Source organism: Chitinophaga oryzae, assembly GCF_012516375.2.
Taxonomy (GTDB): domain Bacteria; phylum Bacteroidota; class Bacteroidia; order Chitinophagales; family Chitinophagaceae; genus Chitinophaga; species Chitinophaga oryzae.
Genome location: NZ_CP051204.2, coordinates 8,208,764 through 8,233,860 on the forward strand (window position 1 = coordinate 8,208,764; position 25,097 = coordinate 8,233,860).

Genomic DNA, 25,097 nt, shown 5'->3' on the forward strand with positions numbered 1-25,097 from the left:
GCCAGCAGGCTGAAGGGGCGATGGCGGATATTTTTTCCGGTGATAAAAAACAAGGGCCGTCAGGTATATCGGTTTTCCGGGCTACGGACTGAACCGAAGCCCGCAAAGGCAGTACAACAGATACTGGCTATCTGAGCTGCAGGAGGGTTCTGCAGCGCGGGTGGCAGGCGTATCTTAACACATCTCAGCCTGCTATCGGGTAAATCATAGAACAGCGGCTTCCGGTATTTTGTCCTGTTTGCCGGGCTTTCGGTTTCCCAAAGCCTTATTGGGAATAATAATATTTAGTGTCTGGTTATCCTGGTTTTCAACATTTTCCGCGCAAAGTGGATGCGGCTTTTCACTGTTCCCAATGGTTCATTAAGGATAGCGGCGATCTCATAGTATTTATAGCCCTCGAAATAGAGCAGAAAAGGCTGTTTAAAGATAACCGGCAGGTTATACACGGCCATCTGCACGTCTTTCACGCGGAGGTCGGATTCAGCGAAATTGCCGATAGCAGAAGGCTGGTGGCTCAACAGGTAATCGCCTACTGCGTTGTCCAGCAATTTATACTGACGGTTTCCCCTGCGGTAGTTGTTGATAAAAATATTCCGCATGATGGTATATAACCATGCACGGATATTAGTGCCGGCGAGGTATTTATCACGGTTGGACAGCGCCCTGAACAAGGTTTCCTGGTAGAGGTCCTTGGCGGATTCAGAGTCTTTTGTCAGCGTAACAGCATACGGCCGCAGGAAATCAGCATTTCCCAGTAACAAATTATTGAATTCGGTGGATGACATAACGGTTAACTTTAAGTTTCAAAATAGGCTGCAGCATGCTAACCCCTTCCAGGGCCAGGGAGCGAGCGTGTGCGTGGGGCAGCAATGGTGGCCGCCGGTACTCCGGACCGGCGTACTGCCGGCACCTGCGGGCGTCGGGAGCCGCGGCGGTATCAACACCGGCGGCAGACGCAGCAACAGGTGCCACTAACCAGGTGTTTTGATCAGCATCGTATAAGCGTTTTAGTTAGAAAATAAGCTTGCATATGGGGATAATTTAGTTGAACAACAACAAGGGTTTCCGTTTCAGTTTTATTTTTTCCGTAACCGGAACGATAATAATATCAACATGACTCCCGACATCACCGCATAAAAGCCAAACAACCAGGTCAGCGTAATAGCAGCGTTTTCAGGATTAGATAAAAGCAGAATGCCAAAAAGTATAGACAGCAATCCGCCTGCGATATACCAACCTTCACCGGTTATCAATGTTCTTAACCTGATCGCAATAATGATTTCGAAAATACCGGCCAGCATCGCCCAGAACCCTACCAGGAATATCAGTGCGGCGCCGGTAGCAAAAGGATTGTACAATGTAAGGATCCCTAATATAATTCCAGCTAAACCAGACAGCAAAAAAAGCCCCCAGTTCTCAGCCGTTTTGCGGGCGGCAATAGCGCCCACCATCGCAAAAGAGCCGGCAATAAAGAGATAAGCTCCCAAAAAGACAATCAAAGTGGTGAAAGTAGCCCCCGGCCAAACGATAGCCAGCACACCCAAAACCAACGCAAATATTCCCCTGAGCAAAAAAATCCACCAATAGGCACTATAAAAGTTCCGCATGCATTTCGTTTTATAATTTCACAACAGGCGCTCCAGCCAGGTGAATAGGGTACACAATCATTATAAACAACCAGGTATATCTTGAGTTTTCATGCAGGATTAATTATAAAACGATAATGATGCCCCCTATGGAATTCCATGACAACATCGGCCCGGGACTAATGCATACATCCTGCGGGTACAATGGGTCATCAAAGGAAAGGTGGCAGGTGCTTTCATGATGGTAATTTTATAATGTTACCAAATAGCGGGGTCTAAGTTTCCGATTTCAATAAAAAGACAAGCTTATACACCGCCTGATTACTATAAATACCGACTTGAACAACAACAGGTTTGTCGAAAAGTTTAAAGGGTTTTACCTGACTCTCGTATATAAAATCGTCCATTCACACTCAAATGACATCACTTACATTCAACTTCAAATTCACATAAGATATATGATATATATATCTATTATTTTAAGCTAGGACTCTATACACAATTTATAAAATTTTGTTAAAAAAAACAAAAAAAAGTGCAATGTTCATGATTCCTGCAGATTTACCCGATCCAGGAAAATAAAAAGCGGATACCTGAGCAGTATGGAACGTCAATACCACAGCGAAAATGAACGATCTCTCCCGTCATAGGCAGGATGACTACCTTTTGCTGATGGCACCCAAAATAAAAGAATGAAGCAGCCCGGATAAATCACTAAACCGGTTATATGACAACTCCAAATCCCGGAGGTTTAAGACCGTATACTTTACTTTCAAAATAATGGTGTAAAAAACAAACCGCCTTCACGGACGACCTGTCAGACCGATCATCCATAAAGGCGGTAAATACTGTAATGTTTCTTCTATCCTACCCTCTCCCTTCTTCCCAAATCAGAAGAATCAGTAATAATCAAAGCCATCACAGTTATAGTTTTGTGTCTGTCATCGCTATCTGCCATGCAGTGTAAAACACCAGCTGTGCCCTTCTGGCCAGCAGCCCATAGTTGATTTTTTCCACCGTATCCGTCGGCTGGTGATAATCTGCATGGGTGCCATTGAAATAAAAGATTACCGGAATACCGTGCCGGGCGAAGTTATAGTGATCGGAACGGGAATAAAACTGGTGCGGATCGTTCGGATCATTGAACTTATAATCCAGCGTGAAACGGGTATATGCCTTGTTGACGCTTTCGCTGAGCGGGCGCAGTTCGCTGCTGATTTTATCGTCGCCGATAATGTAGATGTAATTGGGATCGTGCTCGTGCTCCGGATCAATACGGCCAATCATGTCAATGTTCAGGTCCACCACCGTTTTGGCCAGGGGATACACCGGGTTGGCGGTATAATAGGCAGATCCCAGCAGACCTTTCTCTTCGCCGGACACCGTCATGAACACGATGCTTCTGCGCGGCCTGCGGCCCTCGCGGGCGGCTTTTCCGAAGGCTTTCGCCATTTCTATCACAGCGGTGGTGCCGGAGCCATCGTCATCTGCGCCGTAGTTGATGTTGCCATCTACAATACCGAGGTGATCGTAGTGTGCGGTGATGAATACCACTTCGTCTTTTTTGTCTGTGCCCTCAAGATACCCCAGCACATTGGACGGCCAGAGGGTAAGGTCTTTTTTGGCAAAACGGATCTGCACCGGTTGCGGCGACGTTACGGGCAACAAGCCCCGTTCCGCCTGCGCGCTGTCCCGCCCCATCATTACGCCCGCCATAGCCGGCGTAATATAGTAAACGCCCGGCCTGCTGCTGGTATCGCGGAATTTATAGATGTCTGTTTTGCGGAGATATTCCTGGTCCAGCAGCCGGAAGCGGTTAGCGCTTCTGCTTACCACCAGTACCGCGGCAGCCCCTCTGAAAGCGGCAATGGCAGCCTTCTCTGCGGGGCTGGCTTTTTCGCGCGGCACGCCGGCAGGCACGCCTTCACGGACCATCACGATCTTACCTTTCACATCGAGTCCCTGGTAGTCGTTGCGACCGGGGGTGACGATGCCATAGCCGGCAAAGACTACTGCTGCTTCCACCGTGCTGTTGAGCGTTTCCTGTACATTGGCGTAGAAATCTGTTCCGAAATGGAAGGTACGGCCATCTGTGGTGATGGTACCTGTTTCCAGGCTGTCGCGGTACAAGGGGTAATGTTGCTCCCATTGCCCGTTGGCCCCGGGTTGCAGCCCGGCCTCCTTAAATTGGGATATGATGTAGGCAGCAGCCCTCTCCTGCCCGCGTGTGCCGGTTTCCCGGCCCTCCATCTCTTCTCCGGCGATCACCGCCAGCTGCGCCTTTGCGGATGCAGGTGTAATGGTAGCGCCGTAGCGCAGGGCGTTGGGTTGGTCGAATATCAGCGGGGATTTCCCTTGTGCAAATGCGGTGGACAGCGAAAAGACACATACTGCCGTGACTAACAATCTCATGAACTGTTTTTTGATGACGCCGGATGCCGGCCTATAAAAAAAGAGCCGGATTTTCATCCGGCTCTTTAAGTTACAAATAATATGAAAAGGTACAGACCATCCTTTGTGGGGAGTGGTCAAAAACCATTACAGGCAGGCCATTTTGCTGACACGGTTCTGGTGACGGCCGCCTTCAAACGGCGTATCGATGAACACGTCCACCATTTGATTGGCTACGGCAACATCCACAAAACGGGCAGGGATGCACAATACATTCGCGTTGTTGTGGGAACGCGCCAGCCTGGACAGCTCTTCGCCCCAGCAGATGGCAGCGCGGATACCCTGGTGCTTGTTGGCCGTGATAGCCACCCCGTTGGCGCTGCCGCAGATCAGGATACCAAAGGCAGCCAGTCCTCTTTCCACAGCTGTGGACACCGGATGTGCGTAATCCGGGTAGTCTACCGAATCTTTGGAATGCGTACCAAAATCTTTAACGGACAGCCCTTTCGCTTCCAGGTAGGAAATCACTTCCTCCTTGTATTCAAATCCTGCATGGTCTGAGCCGATGGCTACAGGCAAAGCAGTGTCAAAGGTGTTATGTTGTTGCATAGCGTGAGTGTTTACGGTTAATGAGCATCCACTTTTAGGACCATTCCTGCACTTCCTGTTTCCGTTCTACTGATTCTCTGTCACGGAGCGCTTTCTTGGACACGAAGATACTGATTTCGTAAAGACAGTATAAAGGTGCGAATACAATCAGCTGGTCAATCAGGTCGGGCGGGGTAATAACGGCCGCCAGGATCAGAATAACCACGATAGCGTGCCTTCTGTAGGCCCGCAGGAAGTCCGGCGTCAAAATGCCCAGTTTGGTCAGGAAAAACACCAGGATCGGCAATTCAAACAACAGTCCCATACCAAGGACGATTTGGGTCATCAGATCGAAATAATCGTCCATAAAGAACTGGTTCAGCGCTTTGTCCGTCACGGTGTAAGACGCCAGGAAGTTGATGGTGAAAGGCGCCATCAGGAAGTAGGCAAAAGCGATACCCAGAAAAAACTGGAAAGACACCCAGAAGATAGCGCCCCTGGCCCCTTTCAGCTCTTTCTCTTTCAGCGCCGGTTTCACGAAGCGCCAGAACTCCCAGAAAATATAGGGGAAGGCGCATACAAATCCGATCATAAAGGCCAGCTTGAACTGCAGCATGATCTGGCCTACCATCTTATAGTTCAGGAAAGTCACCTTTACCGGTGTAATACAAAGTTTGTCGCCCATGCCAATCCAGTGGCTCAGCTTACACAAGGCGATGTAGGAAGGGAAATCCGCATTCGTAGGCCCGAAAATCACATTGTCCAGAATTTCCTGGGTATACACAAACCCGAATATACTGAACGCCACAAGCGCAAATGCTGATCTTACGAGGTGCCAGCGGAGATCTTCGAGGTGATCAAAAAACGACATCTCTGCCTTGTCCTCATTATTGGAAAAAAGTTTCTTTAACATGATACGATCGGTCGAAGTTGAATGTTTCTTCTACAGGAGCACAAATATAGCGGATGGAGACTACAATTTACAGCGCATGGGCGATAAAGTAGGAGGTTTTAATAGTCTTTTAAGAGAGGATGTGCTGCAACGGCATGATGTTGCGGAAGATAGCAGGCGATGAGCAGGGACAAAAAAAAGAGCCAGCCCGAGAAGAATCAAGAGCCGGCCTTTCATCCATTGTTTGTTAACCCCAAAAAAGTTGAATTCGAGAATGTCTTTTGCTTCCAGTTCAGCTACTTACCTAATTGATGGCAAGCGTTCAGAATAAGTAAGAATCACTGGTTGCTTTTATTTTGTAATACAAAAATAACAAGAATTATTTTATTATCAATGTTGGAACACTTTTTTTACAACCTTTTAACAAAAATCAAATCATTGTGTTACATCATCTACAGCAAATGTATACAATCCGTGTTAAATTCCTACTACTTTTTTTGAAAACGTTTTAGCAAAATTGTTATTGTACCGTTAATACAGATATTATAAAAAATTTTATATCATATAAACATCGTATAACACTGGTCAAAAAACAATCTTCTAGCCCAGGATTTTCATCTTTACCATTTCGATACGTGTATCCGTAACATTCAGTATATCAAACTCATAGTCACCGATAATAATCCGTTCCTTGATCTTCGGAATGGTTTCATGATGGTTGATGATATAACCGGACAGTGTTTCGCTTTCATCTTCCGGAAAATCGAGGCTGTATTTTTCGTTTAAGTAATCTAGCTCCAGCCGGCCAGAGAAAATGTATTCTTTTTCGGCGATCTGTTTTTCCACGAATTCTTCTTCATCGTGTTCGTCCTTGATTTCCCCGAAAATTTCTTCCAGTACGTCTTCTATGGTCACAATACCGGCGGTCCCGCCAAACTCATCCACCACCCACGCAATGCTTTTGCGTTCTTTGTTGAACTTGCTCAGCAGATCGATGGCGCTCATGGTTTCCGGTACGGCCAGTATCGGATGGATGATGCTTTCGATGTCCTGCGGGTTCTTGAACATGTCCAGCTGATGAATATATCCGAGAATATTATCGATGGTGGTATCATAGATAATGATCTTGGAGAGTTTGGTTTCCATGAATTTTTTGCGGGCATCGATGATCGGGCTTTTGATATCGAGCGCTTCAATTTCCTTGCGCGGGATAAGGCAGCCACGGATTTTCACATGCGCCAGTGAGAGAGCGTTTTCAAACAGTTCCGTATTGAGTTCCTGGTTTTCGCCCACATGTTGCTGCGACTGCCGGATGAAATGCTCTACATCCACGCGGGTAAAGGACTCCCGTGTTTCGAGGATACGGACGTTGAAAAGATATTTCAGCATCCATTCAGAGATAGACACCAGCAGGTTGCCAATGATGTACAGTGGTTTGGCCACGACAGAAATAGGCAACGCAAAAAAGCTCAGCAATGCTTCGGGACGTGAGCGGAAGATAGCCCTTGGAATAAAAAATCCGAGAAACAGCATGGCCAGTGATGCCAGCAATATTTCCAGGAAGATCACCAGCGGCATGGGCACATTGTCCGGCGCAGCGGTGCTGGCTTCCCACACGGGCTGGAAGAAGCCTGCCAGCAGGATGCTGTAGATCACGACCGTAATGGTCAGCCCTACCAGGCTGGTAGCCAGAAAACGGCTGGGGTGCTCGGTAAAACCGGCCAGTATTTTGCCGGTAGCTCTCCCCTGCTTTCTTTTGAGCTCAATGCTGAGTTTATTCACATTGGCAAAGGCAGCTTCGATGCCCGCAAAGAAGCCTGCCAGCAGTAAGAGAGAAACTAGAATTATAATTGTGTATCCGTCCATCCTAACAAAAATAATGAATTAGGTACACCAACGATCACCCTGCTATTTTATATTTAAAAAATCCTGTACCAGCGTTTTTACTTCTTCGTAGGCGCGTTCCAGTTCATCGTTGACAACGATCCTGTCAAACTCATGGGCAAACGACAGTTCATACTGTGCTTTGGCCAGCCGCTCGTCGATAGACGCCTGTGTTTCGGTGCCTCTGTCACTGAGACGGGCGCGCAGCGCATCGATGGAAGGCGGCTGAATAAAAATTGTCAGGGCTTTATCGTGGTAGTGTTCTTTAATAGAAAGGGCGCCTTTCACATCAATATCCACCATGGGTATCTGTGTATTGTTCCAGATACGTTCCAGTTCGCTTTTCAGGGTGCCATAATATTTACCCGCATATACCATTTCATATTCAGCGAAGGCGTTTTCATCGATTTTAGCGTGAAATTCTTCGGTGGTCATGAAATAATAATCTTTGCCGTTCACCTCGCCGGCGCGGGCGGTGCGGGTGGCGGCAGATATGGAAAAGGCCAGTACAGGCATGCTGGCCAGCAGTTTCTTTACGATGGTGGTCTTACCCGCTCCGGAGGGGGCGGTAATAATGATGATCTTTTTTTCCATTATGCTAATCAAAAATCGAAATGTGGCGGTGTCTTTCAAATGCAAAACCCAAAATCCGGCAAAAGGTTGCCCGGAGTTTGGGTTTTGAGGTAATATTAACCGTTTGTTTTTATACGCGTTTAATATCGGCTCCCAGGTTTCTCAACCGTTCGTCGATGTACTGGTAACCGCGGTCAATCTGGTCGATGTTCTGGATAGTGCTTTTGCCTTCTGCGCTGAGGGCGGCGATCAGGAGCGACACACCGGCACGGATATCCGGAGAAGACATGGTGATCCCACGCAGCGGGTGCTGGCGGCCCAGGCCTATTACTACGGCGCGGTGCGGATCGCACAGTACGATCTGTGCGCCCATGTCAATGAGCTTATCCACGAAGAACAGGCGGCTCTCGAACATTTTCTGATGGATCATCACGCTGCCTTTTGCCTGTGTGGCGACTACCAGCACGATACTGAGCAGGTCGGGCGTGAAGCCGGGCCACGGGTGGTCAGCAATGGTCAGGATAGAACCGTCCAGGAAGGTCTGTATTTCATACGTTTCCTGGGAAGGGATATAGATGTCGTTGCCTTTGATTTCCAGCTGAATGCCGAGGGAGCGGAATTTTTCCGGGATGATGCCCAGGCTTTCCACGCCGGCGTTTTTGATGGTCAGCTCGCTCTGCGTCATGGCGGCGAGGCCGATGAATGACCCGATTTCGATCATGTCCGGCAGCATGGTATGCTGACAGCCGCCCAGGCTGGTAACGCCTTCAATGGTGAGCAGGTTGGAACCCACGCCGCTGATACGGGCGCCCATGCTGTTGAGCATTTTACAAAGCTGCTGGAGGTAGGGTTCGCAGGCAGCGTTGTAGATGGTGGTAGTGCCCTGCGCCAGTACGGCAGCCATCACGATGTTGGCGGTACCGGTCACACTGGGCTCATCCAGCAGCATATAAGTGCCTTTCAGGCCACCGGGGGCTTCGAGGCGAAAATAGTTATCGTCGGATTCATAGTTGAAGCGCGCACCCAGTTTCTCAAAACCGATGATGTGCGTGTCGAGCCGGCGGCGGCCGATCTTGTCGCCTCCCGGTTTGGGGATCAGCGCTTTGCCGAACCTTGCCAGCAGCGGACCGGCAATCATTACGGAGCCACGCAGACGGCCGGACTTCTTTTTAAAATCGGCGCCCTGCAGATAGGCCAGGTCGATATCATCTGCCTGAAACTCGCACTTGTCGCGGCTGATACGGTTTACTTTCACGCCGGCATCACCCAGCAGCTCTATCAGCAGGTTGACATCTACTATATCGGGAATATTGTGAATGGTGACTTTCTCTGAAGTCAGCATCACGGCACTGATGATCTGTAAAGCTTCGTTTTTGGCTCCCTGCGGTATAATTTCACCTTTGAGACGGTTGCCACCTCTTACTTCAAAAGCACTGCTCACTTGTTCCTGTTTTTGTTGTATTTGTTATTGTGCTTGTTATTATTTTTTCCTCCGCCGCTGTTGCTTTTGAACTGTTTGTTCTGCTGGAAGTTTTTGCGTTTGTTGGTACGGAAATGATCTCCTCCGCCGCCACCGCCGCTGGTGTTGCCACCGAGGTTAAACGTAGCCGTCGGCGCCGGGGCTGCCGCGTTGCCGGTCTGGTATTCCAGGCCGCCATTGGTGATAGCCGCCAGTTCCGCCTTGATAGCGTCGTCGTGTACGCTCTCCTTATGCCAGTTGGAATAAGCCAGTTTCATGTAGTTGCCGATGCACTGGGTAAACCCTTCCTTTTTCTCCGTATTATCCTCATGCAGGGCTTTATCGATCACCATCTCCAGGTTTTTACCGAAGTGACGGTTACGCGGATATTTTTTGGGATAAGGCAAACGGTCCGGTTTTGCCCGCAAAGCTTCCTGGGTAGGCACCGGATATGGTGATTCCACTTTCAGGGTGAAGCCGGATATATTGAACAGATGGTCCCATAGTTTGTGCCTGAAGTCTTCCACATTTCTCAGATGCGGATTCAGCGTACCCATTAATTCAATCACCGCCATGGCATTGCGCTGGCGTTCCTCATCGTCCTCTATGGTTCCCAGGAACTCCACCATTTTCTGGATATTCCGGCCATATTCCTTCATTATCAGGTAATTACGCGTGGTATTATATTCCATTATAAGTATTTAAAAGTATTATTGATGTAGGAACATCTTAAAGTGAAGATAGTAAAGTGACAACATCCCTGCAAAAATAACAAAAAAATACGAGGAACATTTAACACTACAGCTTTGTTAAAGAGCCAAAACGAATGTTATGGAACTTCTGAAAGACAAGGTGGCTTTGGTAACAGGGGCCGGCTCAGGCATCGGCCGCGCCGTAGCGGAACTTTATGCGCGCAACGGCGCCAGCGTAGTGGTCAGCGATATAGACGACAAAGGCGGGTTTGCCGTGGTGGAAGACATACAGCGCGCGGGCGGCAAAGCTTTTTTCGTAAGGGCGGACGTGAGCAAAGCGGAGGACAATGAGCAGCTGGTAGCGGCCACCCTCAAAGAATACGGCAAACTGGACATTGCCTGCAACAATGCGGGCATCGGCGGAGAATCCGCTCCCACCGGGAGCTACAAGCTGACCGAATGGGAAAAAGTGATCGGTATCAACCTCAACGGCGTATTCTACGGGATGCGCTACCAGTTGCCCGTGATGGTAAAAGCCGGCGCCGGCGCCATCGTCAACATGGCTTCCATCCTCGGAACGGCAGGATTTGCAGGCTCCTGCGCCTATGTAGCGGCCAAACACGCGGTGGTAGGCCTTACCAAAACAGCGGCCATCGAGTATTCTGCCAAAGGCATCCGTGTTAACGCCGTGGGGCCCGGATTCATTGAAACACCTCTATTAACCAAACATCTGAGCCAGCAGGAGATGCAGGGCCTGGTAGGTTTGCATCCCATAGGCCGGTTAGGCAAGCCGGAGGAAGTTGCGGAACTTGTATTATGGCTAAGCGCGCCCCTCTCTTCCTTCGTAACCGGTGGTTATTACCCGGTAGACGGGGCATACCTGGCTCGATGATTGGATTTTCGGATTTTGACATTTTGATATTTAGTTATTTGACCGGCCTTTGTTTTAAACGTTTTTGTTTTAAAGCGTTTGTTTTTAAAGGGATTTTCCTTTAAATAGCAATCTGTTAAGACAAAAACTCCGGTAAATCTCTAAATATCAAAATTTCAAAATGCATAAATTCCCTCTACTGCTGCTGCACGGCGCCCTGGGCTGCGCAAAACAGTTCGAACAGCTGGCAGCGCAACTGGAACCCTACTACGATATCCATACGGTCAACTTCAGTGGTCACGGCGGTGTGCCGTTTTCCCAAAATGGCTTTAATATACAGGTGTTTGCTGCGGAGGTACTGGAATATCTCGACCAGCACCAGCTTGACTTCGTGCATATCTTCGGGTACAGCATGGGCGGTTATGTGGCCATGTACCTGGCCCGGCACTATCCGGAGAAAATCGGGAGGGTGATGACGCTGGGCACCAAATACAACTGGAACGAAGCGACGGCAGGCAAAGAGGTGAAGCAACTGAATCCCGCGCTGATAGCGGAAAAAGTACCCGGTTTTGCACAATTGCTGGCGGAGCGGCACAACCCGAACGACTGGAAGGAAGTGGTAACGCGGACAGCGCAGCTGATCGAGGACCTGGGGCACCAGTCGCTGCTGAAGGCACAGGATTATGCGCAGATCGCTTCTCCCTGTATGTTACTGATGGGTGACCGGGATAACATGGTGTCCGTCTCGGAAACGGTGGAGGTGTTCCGGGCTTTGCCAGAGGCGCAGATGACTATGCTGCCGGACACGGCACATCCGCTGGAAAAGGCAGATGTACCGTTGTTGGCATATTTTATCAAGAGATTTACTACACAGAAAATAGACTGAGGGGTTATTCGCCCATCGCCAGTTTGCCCCAGTTATTGAGTTCTTCTTCCGTCCACAGTTCCGGGAAAAATACAATGCGCTTGTTTTTCGGAGGCAGGAACTGTTGCCAGTTGGTACCCCCCGTAGCGGCAATGTCTTCCGGTTTTTTATGCAGGTACCTGACGGCTGATTTATAGTGCATCAGGGGCCATCTTACGTTAATGTTCAGGTCATATTCCTTCAGCAGGGGTAAGACGATTGCCTTGTCAGCCTCCGGCAGCTGCCGGTAGGCCGCCTGTAAGTTACAGTTTTCGTACCGGGTGGCCAGTTGCAGGAAGGGGCCCATATATTTCTTTTCAAACTGTTGCAGGGTAAGGGTTTTCTTGCCGGTAGCCAGTTCGGTAGCGCCGCTTCTCCAGTAAATATTGTCCAGCACCGTTTTCAGGTCGCTGTTCTCCATAGCCGGGCGCTGGGGTTCATACACCAGGTTGACCAGGCGGGTGGAGCAGATCTCGATCATCCTGAACTGTCCGCTCTGGAAGCCGCTGGCCGGCAGCAGCGCCATTCTGAACTGCAGGAACTGATCTTTGTCCATTCCGTCTACCATGATCTCGAACGAGTGGATCAGGTTGCGGAAATAGTTATTGATCCGTTTCAGCTGTGTCGTAAACACAGTAGCGGTCCGTTCCGGCGCGAAGCCGATCTGTTCGATGGCCTGCAGCGTCAGTTTAAAATACAATTCCGTTATCTGGTGATAAATGATGAAGATGTTTTCATCCGGAATCGGCGTGCGCGGATGTTGCAGGTTGAGCAACACATCCAGTTGGATATAATCCCAGTATGTCAGATAGTCCGCATACAGCAGCCCGTCAAGATAGGAAGACAGGTTCTGCCCCATGGCGGCGTATTTCTCTTCCAGCCGTTTTATTTTATCGGCAATTTCTGTTGTAACCATTGGCGGAAATTAATCATTCCGGCTGAAAAAGCAACTGCAGCATTTTCCGGGTCCGGCCTGCTTTAATTATTCCACCACATTGATAGTGCGGTAAAAACTTTCTTCGAGCGAGATGAGGGTTTCAGTTCTTTCGATACCTTTTATTTTCTGTAATTCATCGTGGAGGATACGGCGCAACTGGGTAATGTCTTTGCAGATGATTTCGGCGAACATGCTGTAACTGCCGGTGGTATAATTGAGGCGCACCATTTCCGGGATTTTACGCAGTTCTTTGGCTACAGTATCATACATGGAACTTTTTTCGAGGTAAATACCGATAAAGGCAATTACATCATAGCCGATCATTTTCAAATCTACATGTAATTTAGTACCTTTAACTATACCCAGTTCTTGCAATTTCTTCATTCTCACATGGATAGTGCCGCCGGAAACGAACAGTTTCTTCCCCAGATCGGCGTAGGAGATCTCAGCATTATTCATCATCTCGCTGATAATCTGCAAATCGAGTTTGTCAATATTCAAATTGTGGCTCATTTTTACAATTTGTTTTTGAATGTTTTAAAGTTATATGCAAATATTTAAAAAATATCGAAAATTCAAAAATTTTTCTTAAAAAATTTGCAAGGAATCGCCCGCGTCTTTAGATTTGCATTATAATCATTACAAAAAAGCCACCGGAAAGAACGTGACAGTAATGATAATAAAAATTGTGGGATGATGAAACTGGCAGACATGCCCCCTTGTCTCGGGGGTGGGGAATTCGGGATAAACGTAGCATAACTGGGTTGACCACTAATCTTAATTGTGCTATGGCTAACTGCCCCGTGGAGGTTCGACTCCTCCTCCTACAGCCAAATTGGTTTAAAGAGCTCGTGAGCCTATGGTTCATGGGCTTTTTTCATTTAGGGATTTTTTGATTTACGATTTTTTGATTTTGGGGACCAATCAGCAAATAAACTCATGATGCAACCAAGTCCTTCTTAAATCCCTAAAATCAGGGGAACAAATAAAATCTCCCAAAAAATCAAAAACTTAAAAAAACAAAATTCCCACCTTCAAAATCCGCAAATCCCTAAATCCGTAAATCCAATAGCCCAATAACCAAATAACTAAATAAAAAAATATCGTGGTATTTTTGCGCCAAATGGGACAGAAAAAACTACAACGCTTTGCTGAAATTGAGACCTTCCCCAATGTATTGATATACCCGGAAGGCATGCAGGGAAAATGGAACGAATACTTTAAAAACAACCATCCGGTCACCCTGGAACTGGCTTGTGGCAAAGGGGACTACACCCTTGGAATGGGCCGCCTGTTCAAAGACCAGAACTTCATCGGGGTAGACCTGAAAGGCAACCGCATCTGGAGAGGCGCCAAAACAGCCCTCGACGAATCACTCACCAATGTGGCTTTCCTCCGTACACAGATCGAAAAGCTGGACAATTATTTTGCGCCCGGGGAGATCAAAGACATCTGGATCACCTTTCCGGACCCTTTTCTCCGCAAATCCAAAGCCCGCAAAAGACTGACCCACCCGCGCTTCCTGCAGCTGTACCAGCCGCTGCTGGCCACCGGCGCCACCATCAACCTGAAAACCGATTCCCCGGAATTATATGCTTTTACGCAGGAAGTGATCGCCGCCGCCGGCCTCACCCTCGTGGAAGATATCCCGGATGTGTACGCACTGCCGGAAGTACCCGCCCTGCTGAAAATACAGACCTACTACGAAGGCATGCACCTGGCCGACGGCCGTACCATCCGCTACCTGAAATTCCGCCTGCCCGACACACCGTTGAACTGGCGCAGCATAAAACTGCCTTCCGATGAAGCAACCGTTAGTGGAGAAGATTGATTTTTACTATAACGCGGAGGGCTATATGGTATTTACCGAAAAATATCACCTGGACCGGGGCTACTGCTGTGGCAACGGCTGTAAACATTGTCCATTTTCATATGAAAAAGTACCCGAACCCAAAAGGTCCGTCCTCCTCGAAAAACGCCGCAACGAAGAAAAAGACGGACGATCCTAAGCCCGTCTCTTTCTTCGATGTGGTGTATAAAATAGCCCGCAAAATCCCCAAAGGCCGGGTAACGACCTATGGCGCCATTGCGGAAGCGGCCGGTATTAAACTAACGCCCCGCATGGTGGGCTGGGCCATGAACGGCGCCGGCAGCGCCAAACCGGCGGTCCCCGCCCATCGCGTGGTCAACCGCATCGGAGAACTCAGTGGCCGCCAGTTCTTCGCCACTCCTACCCTCATGCAGGAACTGCTGGAACAGGAAGGGGTGACCATCAAAAACGACAAGGTCAGCGACTTCAAAAATGTATTCTGGGACCCTGGCAAACCCAAAGCTGCCACCGCCAAAAAAACTGTCAGCAAGAAAGCCTGAGCATTAATTCCCCTGATTCACCTTATTTTTATACTATGTCGATACTAAAATTAAAACTGGACCAGGAACAGTTGGTAGAGGATTTCTTTGAAAACACCCACCTGATCGGTATCGCCTCCAGCGCCCGGGATTACCAGCTCTGCTGGCAGATCAACCGACAGCTGCATACCAATTTCCGGGTCAACAATCTGCTGGAGATCACGCTCTCCAAGAAAAACAGGTCCTTCCATTTCACCGTCATGGAGTTCCACGAACCTACTAATTCTGTATCCCACTATTTCTACAACAATCACTGCCAGGCCGAGTTCCTGCTGCCCGAGCTCAAACATATACACTTCCTTTGGATGATCAAGGGCGACTATTACCAGGCGGACGATGTCAAAAAATTATTGGAACAATTACGCCTTGTTCCCCTCGTACAATTAGTATCTTTACTGGATACAAGAGAGATCAAAAATAAAATGAACCTCATTTTTTAGGACAGGAAGACGACCTGAAGCTGTTACAGCACTTAATAATTTGACCAGTAACCTAGTGAATTGCCACATTTTCACCTTTAAACACTCGCTGTATGTGGGAAGAAAAAGACAATCAATTGCACCGGGCCTTTACCTTTAAAGATTTCCGGGAAGCATTCGGGTTTATGACCCGGGTGGCGCTGGTCGCAGAAAAAATGGATCACCATCCCTACTGGACCAATGTCTACAACAAGGTAGACATCTATCTGACTACACATGATGCGGGCAATGTAGTGACAGAAAAAGACCGGGCGCTGGCGAAAGCAATCGATCAATTATTATAATCAAATCCATACACCATTTGTGAAGCGCATTATTATTTTAATGCTGTTGTTGTACTGTTACGCCGTAGGCGCCCTTGCCGTTACCCCCGCTCCGGACACCCTGATAGCAAAAGACGACTTTGCTGCCTCGGCCCTGGACCTGCGTCCCTACATAAACAGTCTCTCCGACCCCGAGGGCCATCTGACCATACAGCAGGTGGTACACCTCCCTTTTGCGTCTTCCCCCCGGTATTTTCACAACTTCAAGAAAAATAACGGCCAGGTCAATAACTGCTGGTTCAGGCTGCAAATAAAAAATGAAGGCACCGACAGCCTCTCCGCCATCCTCTTTGCCGGATGGCACGACTTCATGTACTGGTACGCCAAACCACCCGGCGACAGCGCCGCCCTGCTGATGCAGACAGGCCTGATGTATGACAAAGGCGGCGTGGAAAGATGGGACCACTACGGTTTTAACGTCAGCGTGCCTCCCGGCCAGGTCCGCACTTTTTATCTCCATATCATCAACAAATCGTACAACGAAAACCCGCTCATGCCCACCCTCTTCAGCGAGCAGGCTTTTGCCCGGTTCCATAACAGGGAACAGGACAGCTACCGCAAAGAGGCCGTCATCATACAGGTGCTGCTGGGCATGCTCCTTGTTTTCTTCAGCATCTCCGTTATCAACTACATCCAGTTGCCCGACCGGTCGTATATCTACTTTGCCATTTATATCCTCGGGCTGATCCTGTTTTTTGCGCTGCGGCTGGAAAGTAAGCCCTATCAGCTTTCTTTTTTCCACCGCTGGCCCATGCTGAAATATTACTGGGACATACCGGGGCTGCTGTTCTGTTTTTATCTTATGTACCTCATGTTCGGCAATACCTTCCTGAACCTGAAAGAGCGGTATCCTTTTATGGAACAGGTGTTCACCTGGGTGTCTACGGTGGTGGGAGGGCTGATCATTGTTTGTATCTATTGTATTCTGATGGAGCAATACCATCTGCCGGTAATCATCTACAGTTATGTTTATTTCTGTACGCTGGTTCCCTTCCTGGTGGTGTTTGTAGCGCTGGCCAGACGTTCCCGCCATCATCCGCTGGTGCGCTTTTTCCTGTACGGGTCGGTATGCCTGTACCTGGCCTGCCTCGGCTCTTTCCTCATGCATATCAGGCCATTGGGACTGCTGAGCGCTTTAGGCGAGCTGGCTGCGCCCAGTATGCTGCTCATCGGCGGCGTATTGCTGCAGGCCATGTTTTTCCTGGCCGGCCTCAGTTACCGCAACAAACTGGTGCACCTGGAAAGGACCCGTACCCAGGAGTTGCTGATTAAACAACTGAATAAGAACAAGGAGCTGCAACACAAGCTCAACGAGCAGTTGGAGGAACTGGTAAAAGAGCAGACCACCGAAATACTCCGCAAGAAACAGGAGCTGGAAGAACAACGCAAGATACAGCTGGAAACGGAGTACGATAAAAAGCTCACCGAGATAGAACTCAAAGCCATCCGGGCGCAGATCAATCCTCACTTTATCTTCAACTGCCTGAATTCCATACAGCTGTTTGTAATGCAGCGCGATTATGAGTATGCCCAGAAATACCTGTCCGACTTTTCCTACCTGATCCGGAAAACGCTGGATTTCTCCCGGCGTAACTTTATATCCCTTGCTGACGAGATCACCTATCTCAACACCTATCTGGGCCTTGAGAAAATGCGGTTTGAGAACAGGATGGAATATGAAATCGTGGTGGACCCGGAGATAGCTACCGCGGAACTGGAGATCCCGGCCATGCTGTTGCAGCCCTATGTGGAAAACGCCGTCAAGCATGGTATGACCAATCCGCAGCAGCCCATCGGCCAGCTGTCTATCCGTTTCACACAGGTTGCCGCAGACATGCTTGAATGCGTGATTGCCGACAATGGTATTGGTATTGCCCGCTCCCGTTCTTTACGCACGCTGCCGAAGCACCACCAGTCGTCGGGCATGGAGATCAGCCAGAACAGGGCCGAGCTGCTGAATAAAATGTATAATACGGAGATCCATATAGAAATCATTGACCTGTCAGCGCGGAACGAAGCTGAAAGCGGTACGGTGGTAAAGATCCTGATACCTCAACTGTAATATATACGTAAACGTTAGTTAGCAACATACTGTTATGATAAAAGCAGTGATTATTGATGATGAGCGAAACAGCAGGGACATCATCGCCCTGATGCTGGAAAAATATTGCCCCGAAGTAACGGTAGCGGCTACGGCCTCCGACTGTGCAGAAGGTATTGCGCGGATCAGGGAGCATCAGCCGGAGCTGGTATTCCTTGACCTTGAAATGCCTGATGGCACCGGCTTTGACGTGCTGTTGGGCACACGGGAGGACGTTTCTTTTGAAGCAGTGTTTGTGACCGCCTTTGAGAAGAAGTTCCTGCACGTGATCCGTTGCGCCGAAGTGGAGCTGATCCTCAAACCGATCGATAAGGAAAGCCTGTTGCAGGCCGTTTCGCTGGTGCGTGACCGGATTGCGGGCAATAGCAGCAAACAACGCTACCAGGTGCTGCTGGAGAACTTTCACAACCTGCAGCAGGCGTCGTGGAAACTGCTGGTGCAGGACACTAACGGAGACACCCAAACGATATTTCTTCCTGCCGTAGAATGCCTGGAGGCCCGGCAGGAGAACTGCCTTTTCCGGATGAATTACGGCCAGGAACTGCTGGCGGAGCGGCCTTTCCGGTATTACGCCGATTTGTTTTCCTCGCTTGCTTTTTACCAGGTGAATAATATGCAGATGATACAGCTGTCGAATATCAGCCAGATCGATGCCAGTCATGGCAGGGTGGTGCTCAAAAGTGGCATGGTGGTGGAGATTACAGAGCGCCGCCGGAAGGACTTATTGGGCCGGTTGCAGCGGTAGCGCGGCATCGCGGAAAAATTGTATTTGATAACTACTGGTTTATCCGGGGTTTACGCCCGCTGTATTACGCAATTTGAAAATTTTAAGGCCCCTCGTTCAATTTCCTTCAAAAAACATCCTCTTTTTTAGCGGGCAGAGCAAAGGGGTACCTGTTTTTTTTCTTTTTGATGCTGTTGCGCGGAGAATACGTAACAATTATTTAACAAAAAAATTTGGTGGAATAGGTTTTGGTTGTAATTTTGACTCGTCAAACAAAAAAGTCAGACAGTCAGACTTTGGAAATTTGACGAAACAAACTATGGCAGAGTTAGACCAGAAGCGAACACTTATTCTTGAGGCCGCTTTAAAGCGGTTCAAAAGGTTCGGGCTGTCTAAAACTACTATGGAAGAGATCGCCAGGGATCTGGACATCTCAAAAGGGTCTTTGTATTATTATTTTTCAGATAAGGAATCCATTTATGTAGCGGTAGTGGAGCGCATGATCGCGGACTGTTTCATTGACATGTCGGCGTTTGTGGAAACGGCCCCTTCTACCGATGCGATTATTAACCGGTATCTGGAGTTGAAGGAAACCATGTTGATCGAGTATCATTTTCTGTTTGGTATTAACCAATGGATAAAAGATATGCCATCTTCTTTGATGCGGCAGACGATAGAGTTGCTGCAGACGGTGGAAATTTCCTTCCTTTCCGCCGTTATCAGAAAAGGGATCAGCCTCGGGGAACTGAACGAAGATATTGACGCTGACGATACAGCGCAGTTGTTGATCAACGTATTATTCGGTTTATGGGTAATATGGTGCAAGTGGCAGGCAACAGGCTTTGATCCGCAGGACCGGGAAGGGCTGCATTGTTTTATGCAGCGGGAAAAAAAGGTATTGGACATTTTCTTTAATGGATTAAGATATAGACCAGCAATCAACCAGGCTAGGCTTTAATGTATGTAGAAGAATCAAAGACAGAGAGAACAGTTTTAATGTATATTTAAATTTTACGAAAGATGAAAAAGTTGATTGTAATGGCCGCAGTAGCACTGTTCGGCACACAAGTAGCTAAGGCACAGTTATCAAAAGGCGATGTTATCCTGGGTGGAAATGTTAATGTAAAAACCACTTCAGCGAAAGTAAAAGACACTGACAACAAAACCACCAATACTTCTTTTGGTGTTAGCCCTAAAGTAGGTTACGCACTGAACTCTAACTGGGTAATCGGTGTTTTTGCTGAAACTCAGTTTGGCAACAAAAAAGTTTCTACTGCAACCGGTGATGTAAAAACTAAAACCCTGGATATCACTCCTGGTGTATTCGTTCGCAACTACCACATGATTGGCCAGAGCAAATTTGCATTCTTTGCTGAAGCAAATGCCGGCTACGGTTTCGGTAACACTAAAGTAGAAGGCAACAAAACTGAAAGCTACACTGGCTTCAACGTAAACGTACTGCCTGGTATCACTTACTTCGTGACTAAACACTTCATGATTGAAGGTGCATTTGGTGGCCTGGGTTACTCTTACGCCCAGCACAAAGCTGAAGGAACTGGTGTTAAAACCAACGTTAGCGACTTCGATTTCAACTTCACCAAACAGCTGAACCTGGGTGTGAACTTCATTTTCTAGTCCGTATTGATTGAATGTTTTACATAAGAAAGTCAAAAGGTTAGATAGATTGGATAATCCCGCTGCAGTATTACTGTAGCGGGATTCTTGTTTTACGTGCATTTTGTTTTGCCAGATACATATATGACGCACAAAAAAGCCCCGCCGGTATGGCGGGGCTTTTTCATTATTAGTTGGACTCCTGATTATCCGTTCATGGAGATCAGGAATTCTTCGTTGTTTTTGGTACCACGCATATGCTGCAGCATGAAGTGCATGGATTCGTCTGTATTCATGTCTGCCAGGTGATTGCGCAGGATGTGGATACGTTTGAGCGCGTCCTTGTCGAGCAGCAGATCGTCGCGGCGGGTAGAAGACGCAGATACGTCGATTGCCGGGAAGATACGTTTGTTGGCCAGTTTGCGGTCCAGCGCCAGCTCCATGTTACCGGTACCTTTAAACTCTTCGAAGATCACCTCGTCCATTTTGGAACCTGTATCAATCAGGGCAGTGGCCAGAATGGTAAGGGAACCGCCGTGTTCTATTTTACGGGCGGCGCCGAAGAATTGTTTGGGTTTCTGCATGGCGTTGGCTTCCACGCCACCGCTCAGCACCTTGCCGGAGGCAGGGGCAACGGTATTGTGGGCTCTTGCCAGACGGGTGATGGAGTCGAGCAGGATCACTACATCGTGGCCGCATTCTACCAGGCGTTTTGCTTTCTGCAAAGCGATAGCAGACACTTTCACGTGTTTTTCTGCCGGTTCGTCGAACGTAGAGGCGATAACTTCCGCTTTTACGCTGCGTTCCATATCGGTCACCTCTTCCGGACGTTCATCGATCAGCACCACCATCAGATAGATTTCGGGGTGGTTGGTGGCGATGGCGTTGGCTACTTCTTTCAGCAGCATGGTTTTACCCACTTTCGGCTGCGCTACGATGAGGCCGCGCTGTCCTTTACCGATAGGGGTAAACATATCCATGATACGGGTGGAGTAGTTATTGGACGTGGTGGTGAGCTTCAGTTTCTCGAAGGGGAACAGCGGCGTCAGGTAGTCGAAAGGCACACGGTCGCGTACTTCTTCCGGCGACTTGCCGTTGATGGTTTCCACTTTCAGCAGTGCAAAATACTTCTCTCCTTCTTTCGGCGGACGAACGGAACCGTTCACAGTGTCACCGGTTTTCAGGCCAAACAGTTTGATCTGGGAAGGAGATACATAAATATCATCCGGGGAGCTCAGGTAGTTATAATCAGAGGAGCGGAGGAAACCATAGCCGTCGGGCATCATTTCCAGTACGCCTTCACTCAGGATCACACCGTCGAACTCAATGTTAAAAGCTACGTCCTTTTTAGGATAGCGCTGTTTCTGCGCAGCAGGAACAACCGGGTCCAGACCTTCCGGCATCACAAAATCATCGTCCTCCTCTTCTTCTTCCAGTGCCGGAACAGGTGCTGCTTCCTCTTCTTCTTCCGCTTCATCTTCGGTGAAAGCAGGAATGATGATATCATCATCATCGTCAAAAGTGAGCGAAGGAATGCTGTCCAGGTCTATATCGAAATCTTTTATTTTGGATTTAGCTGCCGGAGCGGGAGCGGGTTCTGCTTCCACTTCTTTTGTTTTGCTTCCGGAAACTTTTTTGGTAGATTTTTTAGCGGCTGGTTTTTCTTCCGCGGCGGAGGAGGGTTCTTCAGTCTCTTGATGCGCTTCTTCTTTCTTTACAGGTTTGCGTTTGCGTGCTTTTTTCTCTTCTCCGTTGGACTGGTTATCTTCTGAGGCCATCACTGCTTGTTTGTCCAGAATTTTGTAGATCAGGTCCTGTTTGTTCAATTTTTTCGCGTTGGGAACATCAAGCTTCTCTGCAATGTCAAGCAGCTCAGGAACGAGCATGTCGTTCAATTGTAAGATGTCGTACATCATCTGTGTTGTCAAATTTTAGAAGTGTTGTGAGGCGGGTACCACTGCATACCAACATACACCAATTACAAATAATTGTTTTGTGTCAAGAAATTTAATAGATTATTAAATTTGATAGGGAATGATTGAGTTTAGGAACTGCTGATGAAGGCGTGAATTTGAACTTAATCAGTCAGATTATACCGCAAGATTAAAACAAGTTTTATTATTATCCAAAAAAATTTCAGCCCAAACGCCCCGCAGTCACCGTTGTGACGCTATTCCGGCTTCGCTGTTCCGGCTATAAATGCGGAAGGGCGCGGCCCTCAAAACCCGCCCCCCACATATATCCTTTTTTGTATTATATCCATTTTTAACATTTTTTTTGCAACCCGGCAGGACTAATTATCTTGTAGCGGCCGGCATAAGATGCTATGGACTATGGCGGAGAACACTTATTTTTGCAATCCAAAATTTAATTTTTTATGAGCCAGAGACTGAAAGTCAAACAAATCTTGTCAGACGACAAGACGCATTATGAAGCAACGGTAAAAGGTTGGGTGCGGTCTTTCCGTAACAACCAGTTTATAGCTTTAAACGACGGCTCTACCAATAATAATTTACAGATCGTTATCGATGCAGAAAACACCGATGCTGCCCTGCTGAAAAGGATCACCACCGGCGCTGCCATCAGCGCTGCCGGCCAGGTTATCCCTTCCATGGGTAAAGGTCAGCGTGTGGAATTGAAAGCCGAAACGCTCGAAATACTGGGCGACTGCGACCCGGAAAAATATCCGCTGCAGCTGAAAAACAAGCCCAGCCTGGAATACCTGCGCGAGATCGCCCACCTGCGTTTCCGCACCAACACTTTCGGCGCCATCTTCAGAATCCGCCATTCGCTGGCCTTCGCGGTACACAAGTTCTTTAACGACCGCGGTTTTGTATACCTGCATACCCCCATCGTCACTGCGTCTGACGCAGAAGGCGCGGGCGAAATGTTCCGGGTAACCACCCTCGACATGAAAAACCCGCCCCGCACGGAAGCCGGCGAGATCGATTATAAAGAAGACTTTTTCGGCAGGTCTACTAACCTTACCGTGTCCGGCCAGCTGGAAGGGGAACTCGGCGCCATGGCCTTCGGTGAAATTTACACCTTCGGCCCTACTTTCCGCGCTGAGAACTCCAACACCGCCCGCCACCTCGCTGAGTTCTGGATGATTGAACCGGAAATGGCCTTCTATGCTCTGGAAGATAACATGGACCTCGCTGAAGCGTTCATCAAATCGCTCATCAGCCATATCCTGGAGCATAACCGCGAAGACCTCGACTTCCTCGCTACCCGCCTGGCAGAAGAGGAAAAACAGAAACCACAGCAGGAACGCAGTGACATGGGCCTGATCGAAAAACTGGAATTTGTGCTGCACAACGAATTCGTCCGCATCACCTATACTGAAGCGATCGACATTCTGAAAGACAGCAAACCCAACAGGAACAAGAAGTTCCAGTATCTCATCGAAGGATGGGGCGCCGATCTCCAGAGCGAACATGAACGTTATCTTGTAGAGAAACATTTCAGGAAACCGGTGATCCTTACCGACTACCCGAAAGAAATCAAATCTTTCTACATGAAGCTCAACGACGATAACAAAACCGTTCGCGCCATGGACATCCTGTTCCCCGGCATCGGTGAAATCGTGGGCGGCTCCCAGCGTGAAGAGGACTATGACAAACTGGTGCAGCGCATGCAGGACATGCACGTACCGGTAGATGAACTGTCCTGGTATCTCGACACCCGCCGCTTTGGTACCGCACCCCACTCCGGTTTCGGTCTCGGCTTCGAACGCATGATGCTGTTCGTAACCGGTATGACTAACATCAGGGACGTAATACCTTTCCCCAGAACACCGAAGAGCGCTGAATTCTAACAGTGACAGATATGATTATCACTGATTCGCCTGATTGTTTGACAAGACTGTGATTACATTGTAACTACTTTTATTTACCTTCGGGCATTCTCTTTTTAGATATTTATGGAACCCGTACAGGCCTGGCTTGTACGGGTTTTTTCTTTTTTTATGCCCTGCGCCACCATCCTGTATGGAAAATAAAAGACACTGCATCTCTTATGCAGAAAGCGCTTTCAACCAATTTCGTACATCCCAAACCGTTACTTATGGCTGAAATGAACACCGACGCGCCCAAGGGCCGTCATGGCAGTAAAAATACCCGCAGCAGTAAAAAATCCACCCGCGTGGATATGACGCCTATGGTAGATCTGGGCTTTCTGCTGATCACTTTTTTTATGCTTACGACCACCCTCGCCCAACCCAAGACCATGCAACTGCTGATGCCCCGCACTGACAGCGATCCCATGTCGCTCCCGGCTAAAAAAGCACTGACCGTCATCCTCGGACCGGAAGGCCGCATCGCCTGGTATGAAGGCATGGGTAATGATCCCGCAGCACCGCCGCAGGTCAGCTACACCAGCTTCGCGAATCACAACGGTATCCGCGACGTGATCATCCGGAAAAAAGAAGCCGTATACCGCGCCACCCGAAAGAATGACCTGATGGTGCTGATCAAAGCGGATAAACAGGCCCGCTATGAAAATGTGGTGGATATCATGGATGAAATGCTGATCAACCAGGTAGACCGTTATGCTATCGTGGATATCAGCCGGCAGGAAGAAGGGTACTTCAGATAATTACGAATTACGAATTACGAATTTGGGGATAAAATACATTAAATAAATTTACAATTCGTAATTCGTAATCCGTA

26 protein-coding genes are annotated in these 25,097 nt (G+C 48.4%); 14 read left to right on the forward strand and 12 right to left on the reverse strand.

Annotation, left to right across the window (positions count from 1 at the left end; translation table 11 throughout):
* Positions 1 to 284: 284 nt before the first annotated feature.
* Positions 285 to 785, reverse strand: a complete 501-nt coding sequence (locus HF324_RS32590; protein WP_078669945.1) for an RNA polymerase sigma factor — start codon at positions 783 to 785, stop codon at positions 285 to 287.
* Here HF324_RS32590 and HF324_RS32595 point away from each other — a divergent pair.
* Positions 775 to 975, forward strand: a complete 201-nt coding sequence (locus HF324_RS32595) for a hypothetical protein (RefSeq protein ID WP_168861666.1) — start codon at positions 775 to 777, stop codon at positions 973 to 975. The genes HF324_RS32590 and HF324_RS32595 overlap by 11 nt on opposite strands.
* Positions 976 to 1,076: 101 nt before the next feature.
* Here the strand turns inward: HF324_RS32595 and HF324_RS32600 are convergent, their stop codons facing one another.
* The 8 genes from HF324_RS32600 to HF324_RS32635 all read right to left on the reverse strand — a co-directional run bounded on the left by HF324_RS32600 (position 1,077) and on the right by HF324_RS32635 (position 10,065).
* The gene (locus HF324_RS32600; RefSeq protein WP_168807988.1) at positions 1,077 to 1,607 is read right to left on the reverse strand and encodes an HdeD family acid-resistance protein; all 531 of its coding nucleotides are present in this window, start codon (positions 1,605 to 1,607) and stop codon (positions 1,077 to 1,079) included.
* A gap of 903 nt (positions 1,608 to 2,510) precedes the next feature.
* The gene (locus HF324_RS32605; RefSeq protein ID WP_168861667.1) at positions 2,511 to 3,998 is read right to left on the reverse strand and encodes a M28 family peptidase; all 1,488 of its coding nucleotides are present in this window, start codon (positions 3,996 to 3,998) and stop codon (positions 2,511 to 2,513) included.
* A gap of 126 nt (positions 3,999 to 4,124) precedes the next feature.
* Positions 4,125 to 4,586, reverse strand: coding sequence for a ribose 5-phosphate isomerase B (rpiB, locus tag HF324_RS32610; protein ID WP_168807992.1), 462 nt, complete (start codon positions 4,584 to 4,586; stop codon positions 4,125 to 4,127).
* Between the two features lie 34 nt (positions 4,587 to 4,620).
* Complete coding sequence (gene tatC, locus HF324_RS32615; RefSeq protein ID WP_168807994.1) at positions 4,621 to 5,478, reverse strand: twin-arginine translocase subunit TatC; 858 nt, start codon at positions 5,476 to 5,478, stop codon at positions 4,621 to 4,623.
* A 579-nt stretch (positions 5,479 to 6,057) separates the two neighbouring features.
* Positions 6,058 to 7,323: a hemolysin family protein gene (locus HF324_RS32620; RefSeq protein ID WP_168861668.1), complete on the reverse strand. Its 1,266-nt coding sequence runs from the start codon at positions 7,321 to 7,323 to the stop codon at positions 6,058 to 6,060.
* A gap of 42 nt (positions 7,324 to 7,365) precedes the next feature.
* Positions 7,366 to 7,935: a guanylate kinase gene (gmk, locus tag HF324_RS32625; RefSeq protein ID WP_168807997.1), complete on the reverse strand. Its 570-nt coding sequence runs from the start codon at positions 7,933 to 7,935 to the stop codon at positions 7,366 to 7,368.
* Positions 7,936 to 8,044: 109 nt separating this feature from the next.
* On the reverse strand, positions 8,045 to 9,355 hold the full coding sequence (gene murA / locus HF324_RS32630) for a UDP-N-acetylglucosamine 1-carboxyvinyltransferase (RefSeq protein ID WP_168807999.1): 1,311 nt from the start codon (positions 9,353 to 9,355) through the stop codon (positions 8,045 to 8,047).
* Complete coding sequence (locus HF324_RS32635; RefSeq protein ID WP_168861669.1) at positions 9,352 to 10,065, reverse strand: DUF4290 domain-containing protein; 714 nt, start codon at positions 10,063 to 10,065, stop codon at positions 9,352 to 9,354. The genes murA and HF324_RS32635 overlap by 4 nt, the downstream gene beginning before the upstream one ends.
* Before the next feature lie 139 nt (positions 10,066 to 10,204).
* Between HF324_RS32635 and HF324_RS32640 the strand changes: the two genes are divergently transcribed.
* Both HF324_RS32640 and HF324_RS32645 read left to right on the forward strand, forming a co-directional pair.
* Positions 10,205 to 10,957 (forward strand): SDR family NAD(P)-dependent oxidoreductase, encoded by a 753-nt coding sequence (locus HF324_RS32640; protein WP_168808003.1) that lies wholly within the window; start codon positions 10,205 to 10,207, stop codon positions 10,955 to 10,957.
* Positions 10,958 to 11,117: 160 nt separating this feature from the next.
* Positions 11,118 to 11,822, forward strand: coding sequence for an alpha/beta fold hydrolase (locus HF324_RS32645; protein ID WP_168861670.1), 705 nt, complete (start codon positions 11,118 to 11,120; stop codon positions 11,820 to 11,822).
* A gap of 4 nt (positions 11,823 to 11,826) precedes the next feature.
* On the opposite strand, the gene HF324_RS32650 is transcribed toward HF324_RS32645, so the two are convergent.
* Together HF324_RS32650 and HF324_RS32655 are read right to left on the reverse strand one after the other, a co-directional pair.
* Positions 11,827 to 12,756 (reverse strand): tryptophan 2,3-dioxygenase family protein, encoded by a 930-nt coding sequence (locus tag HF324_RS32650; RefSeq protein WP_168861671.1) that lies wholly within the window; start codon positions 12,754 to 12,756, stop codon positions 11,827 to 11,829.
* 66 nt (positions 12,757 to 12,822) lie between these two features.
* Entirely contained in the window at positions 12,823 to 13,290 is a 468-nt protein-coding gene (locus HF324_RS32655; protein ID WP_029465139.1) for an Lrp/AsnC ligand binding domain-containing protein, read from the reverse strand.
* A 610-nt stretch (positions 13,291 to 13,900) separates the two neighbouring features.
* On the opposite strand from HF324_RS32655, the gene trmB reads away from it, so the two are divergent.
* The 9 genes from trmB (at position 13,901) to HF324_RS32700 (ending at position 20,448) form a co-directional block, all read left to right on the forward strand.
* Positions 13,901 to 14,608, forward strand: a complete 708-nt coding sequence (gene trmB, locus HF324_RS32660) for a tRNA (guanosine(46)-N7)-methyltransferase TrmB (RefSeq protein ID WP_168808008.1) — start codon at positions 13,901 to 13,903, stop codon at positions 14,606 to 14,608.
* A complete protein-coding gene (locus HF324_RS32665; RefSeq protein ID WP_168808010.1) occupies positions 14,580 to 14,786 on the forward strand; it encodes a C1orf53 family protein in 207 nt (68 codons plus the stop codon). The genes trmB and HF324_RS32665 overlap by 29 nt, the downstream gene beginning before the upstream one ends.
* Entirely contained in the window at positions 14,710 to 15,147 is a 438-nt protein-coding gene (locus HF324_RS32670) for an MGMT family protein (protein WP_168808012.1), read from the forward strand. Before HF324_RS32665 ends, HF324_RS32670 begins: the two co-directional genes overlap by 77 nt.
* A 35-nt stretch (positions 15,148 to 15,182) precedes the next feature.
* Complete coding sequence (locus tag HF324_RS32675; RefSeq protein ID WP_078669930.1) at positions 15,183 to 15,626, forward strand: IPExxxVDY family protein; 444 nt, start codon at positions 15,183 to 15,185, stop codon at positions 15,624 to 15,626.
* 92 nt (positions 15,627 to 15,718) lie between these two features.
* On the forward strand, positions 15,719 to 15,949 hold the full coding sequence (locus HF324_RS32680) for a 4a-hydroxytetrahydrobiopterin dehydratase (protein WP_168808014.1): 231 nt from the start codon (positions 15,719 to 15,721) through the stop codon (positions 15,947 to 15,949).
* 19 nt (positions 15,950 to 15,968) lie between these two features.
* Positions 15,969 to 18,050, forward strand: a complete 2,082-nt coding sequence (locus tag HF324_RS32685) for a histidine kinase (RefSeq protein ID WP_168808017.1) — start codon at positions 15,969 to 15,971, stop codon at positions 18,048 to 18,050.
* 34 nt (positions 18,051 to 18,084) lie between these two features.
* Positions 18,085 to 18,834 carry a LytR/AlgR family response regulator transcription factor gene (locus HF324_RS32690; RefSeq protein ID WP_168808019.1) on the forward strand — a complete coding sequence of 250 codons (750 nt, stop codon included), beginning with the start codon at positions 18,085 to 18,087 and terminating at the stop codon, positions 18,832 to 18,834.
* Positions 18,835 to 18,907: 73 nt separating this feature from the next.
* Complete coding sequence (locus HF324_RS32695) at positions 18,908 to 19,771, forward strand: TetR/AcrR family transcriptional regulator (RefSeq protein ID WP_168808021.1); 864 nt, start codon at positions 18,908 to 18,910, stop codon at positions 19,769 to 19,771.
* Positions 19,772 to 19,833: 62 nt separating this feature from the next.
* A complete protein-coding gene (locus HF324_RS32700; protein ID WP_168808023.1) occupies positions 19,834 to 20,448 on the forward strand; it encodes an outer membrane beta-barrel protein in 615 nt (204 codons plus the stop codon).
* A gap of 185 nt (positions 20,449 to 20,633) precedes the next feature.
* Here HF324_RS32700 and rho read toward each other — a convergent pair whose 3' ends face one another.
* Positions 20,634 to 22,340: a transcription termination factor Rho gene (gene rho, locus HF324_RS32705; RefSeq protein WP_168812033.1), complete on the reverse strand. Its 1,707-nt coding sequence runs from the start codon at positions 22,338 to 22,340 to the stop codon at positions 20,634 to 20,636.
* 464 nt (positions 22,341 to 22,804) lie between these two features.
* Between rho and asnS the strand changes: the two genes are divergently transcribed.
* Both asnS and HF324_RS32715 read left to right on the forward strand, forming a co-directional pair.
* A complete protein-coding gene (asnS, locus tag HF324_RS32710) occupies positions 22,805 to 24,244 on the forward strand; it encodes an asparagine--tRNA ligase (protein ID WP_168808025.1) in 1,440 nt (479 codons plus the stop codon).
* A 248-nt stretch (positions 24,245 to 24,492) separates the two neighbouring features.
* On the forward strand, positions 24,493 to 25,023 hold the full coding sequence (locus HF324_RS32715; protein ID WP_168861672.1) for an ExbD/TolR family protein: 531 nt from the start codon (positions 24,493 to 24,495) through the stop codon (positions 25,021 to 25,023).
* The last annotated feature ends 74 nt before the right edge of the window (positions 25,024 to 25,097 follow it).

Coding starts and splice junctions, on each gene's coding strand:
- HF324_RS32590 (WP_078669945.1), bottom strand. CDS start 785: ATGTCATCCACCGAATTCAATAATTTGTTACTGGGAAATGCTGATTTC.
- HF324_RS32600 (WP_168807988.1), bottom strand. CDS start 1,607: ATGCGGAACTTTTATAGTGCCTATTGGTGGATTTTTTTGCTCAGGGGA.
- HF324_RS32605 (WP_168861667.1), bottom strand. CDS start 3,998: ATGAGATTGTTAGTCACGGCAGTATGTGTCTTTTCGCTGTCCACCGCA.
- rpiB (WP_168807992.1), bottom strand. CDS start 4,586: ATGCAACAACATAACACCTTTGACACTGCTTTGCCTGTAGCCATCGGC.
- tatC (WP_168807994.1), bottom strand. CDS start 5,478: ATGTTAAAGAAACTTTTTTCCAATAATGAGGACAAGGCAGAGATGTCG.
- HF324_RS32620 (WP_168861668.1), bottom strand. CDS start 7,323: ATGGACGGATACACAATTATAATTCTAGTTTCTCTCTTACTGCTGGCA.
- gmk (WP_168807997.1), bottom strand. CDS start 7,935: ATGGAAAAAAAGATCATCATTATTACCGCCCCCTCCGGAGCGGGTAAG.
- HF324_RS32635 (WP_168861669.1), bottom strand. CDS start 10,065: ATGGAATATAATACCACGCGTAATTACCTGATAATGAAGGAATATGGC.
- HF324_RS32640 (WP_168808003.1), top strand. CDS start 10,205: ATGGAACTTCTGAAAGACAAGGTGGCTTTGGTAACAGGGGCCGGCTCA.
- HF324_RS32645 (WP_168861670.1), top strand. CDS start 11,118: ATGCATAAATTCCCTCTACTGCTGCTGCACGGCGCCCTGGGCTGCGCA.
- HF324_RS32650 (WP_168861671.1), bottom strand. CDS start 12,756: ATGGTTACAACAGAAATTGCCGATAAAATAAAACGGCTGGAAGAGAAA.
- HF324_RS32655 (WP_029465139.1), bottom strand. CDS start 13,290: ATGAGCCACAATTTGAATATTGACAAACTCGATTTGCAGATTATCAGC.
- trmB (WP_168808008.1), top strand. CDS start 13,901: ATGGGACAGAAAAAACTACAACGCTTTGCTGAAATTGAGACCTTCCCC.
- HF324_RS32665 (WP_168808010.1), top strand. CDS start 14,580: ATGAAGCAACCGTTAGTGGAGAAGATTGATTTTTACTATAACGCGGAG.
- HF324_RS32670 (WP_168808012.1), top strand. CDS start 14,710: ATGAAAAAGTACCCGAACCCAAAAGGTCCGTCCTCCTCGAAAAACGCC.
- HF324_RS32675 (WP_078669930.1), top strand. CDS start 15,183: ATGTCGATACTAAAATTAAAACTGGACCAGGAACAGTTGGTAGAGGAT.
- HF324_RS32680 (WP_168808014.1), top strand. CDS start 15,719: ATGTGGGAAGAAAAAGACAATCAATTGCACCGGGCCTTTACCTTTAAA.
- HF324_RS32690 (WP_168808019.1), top strand. CDS start 18,085: ATGATAAAAGCAGTGATTATTGATGATGAGCGAAACAGCAGGGACATC.
- HF324_RS32700 (WP_168808023.1), top strand. CDS start 19,834: ATGAAAAAGTTGATTGTAATGGCCGCAGTAGCACTGTTCGGCACACAA.
- rho (WP_168812033.1), bottom strand. CDS start 22,340: ATGTACGACATCTTACAATTGAACGACATGCTCGTTCCTGAGCTGCTT.
- asnS (WP_168808025.1), top strand. CDS start 22,805: ATGAGCCAGAGACTGAAAGTCAAACAAATCTTGTCAGACGACAAGACG.
- HF324_RS32715 (WP_168861672.1), top strand. CDS start 24,493: ATGGCTGAAATGAACACCGACGCGCCCAAGGGCCGTCATGGCAGTAAA.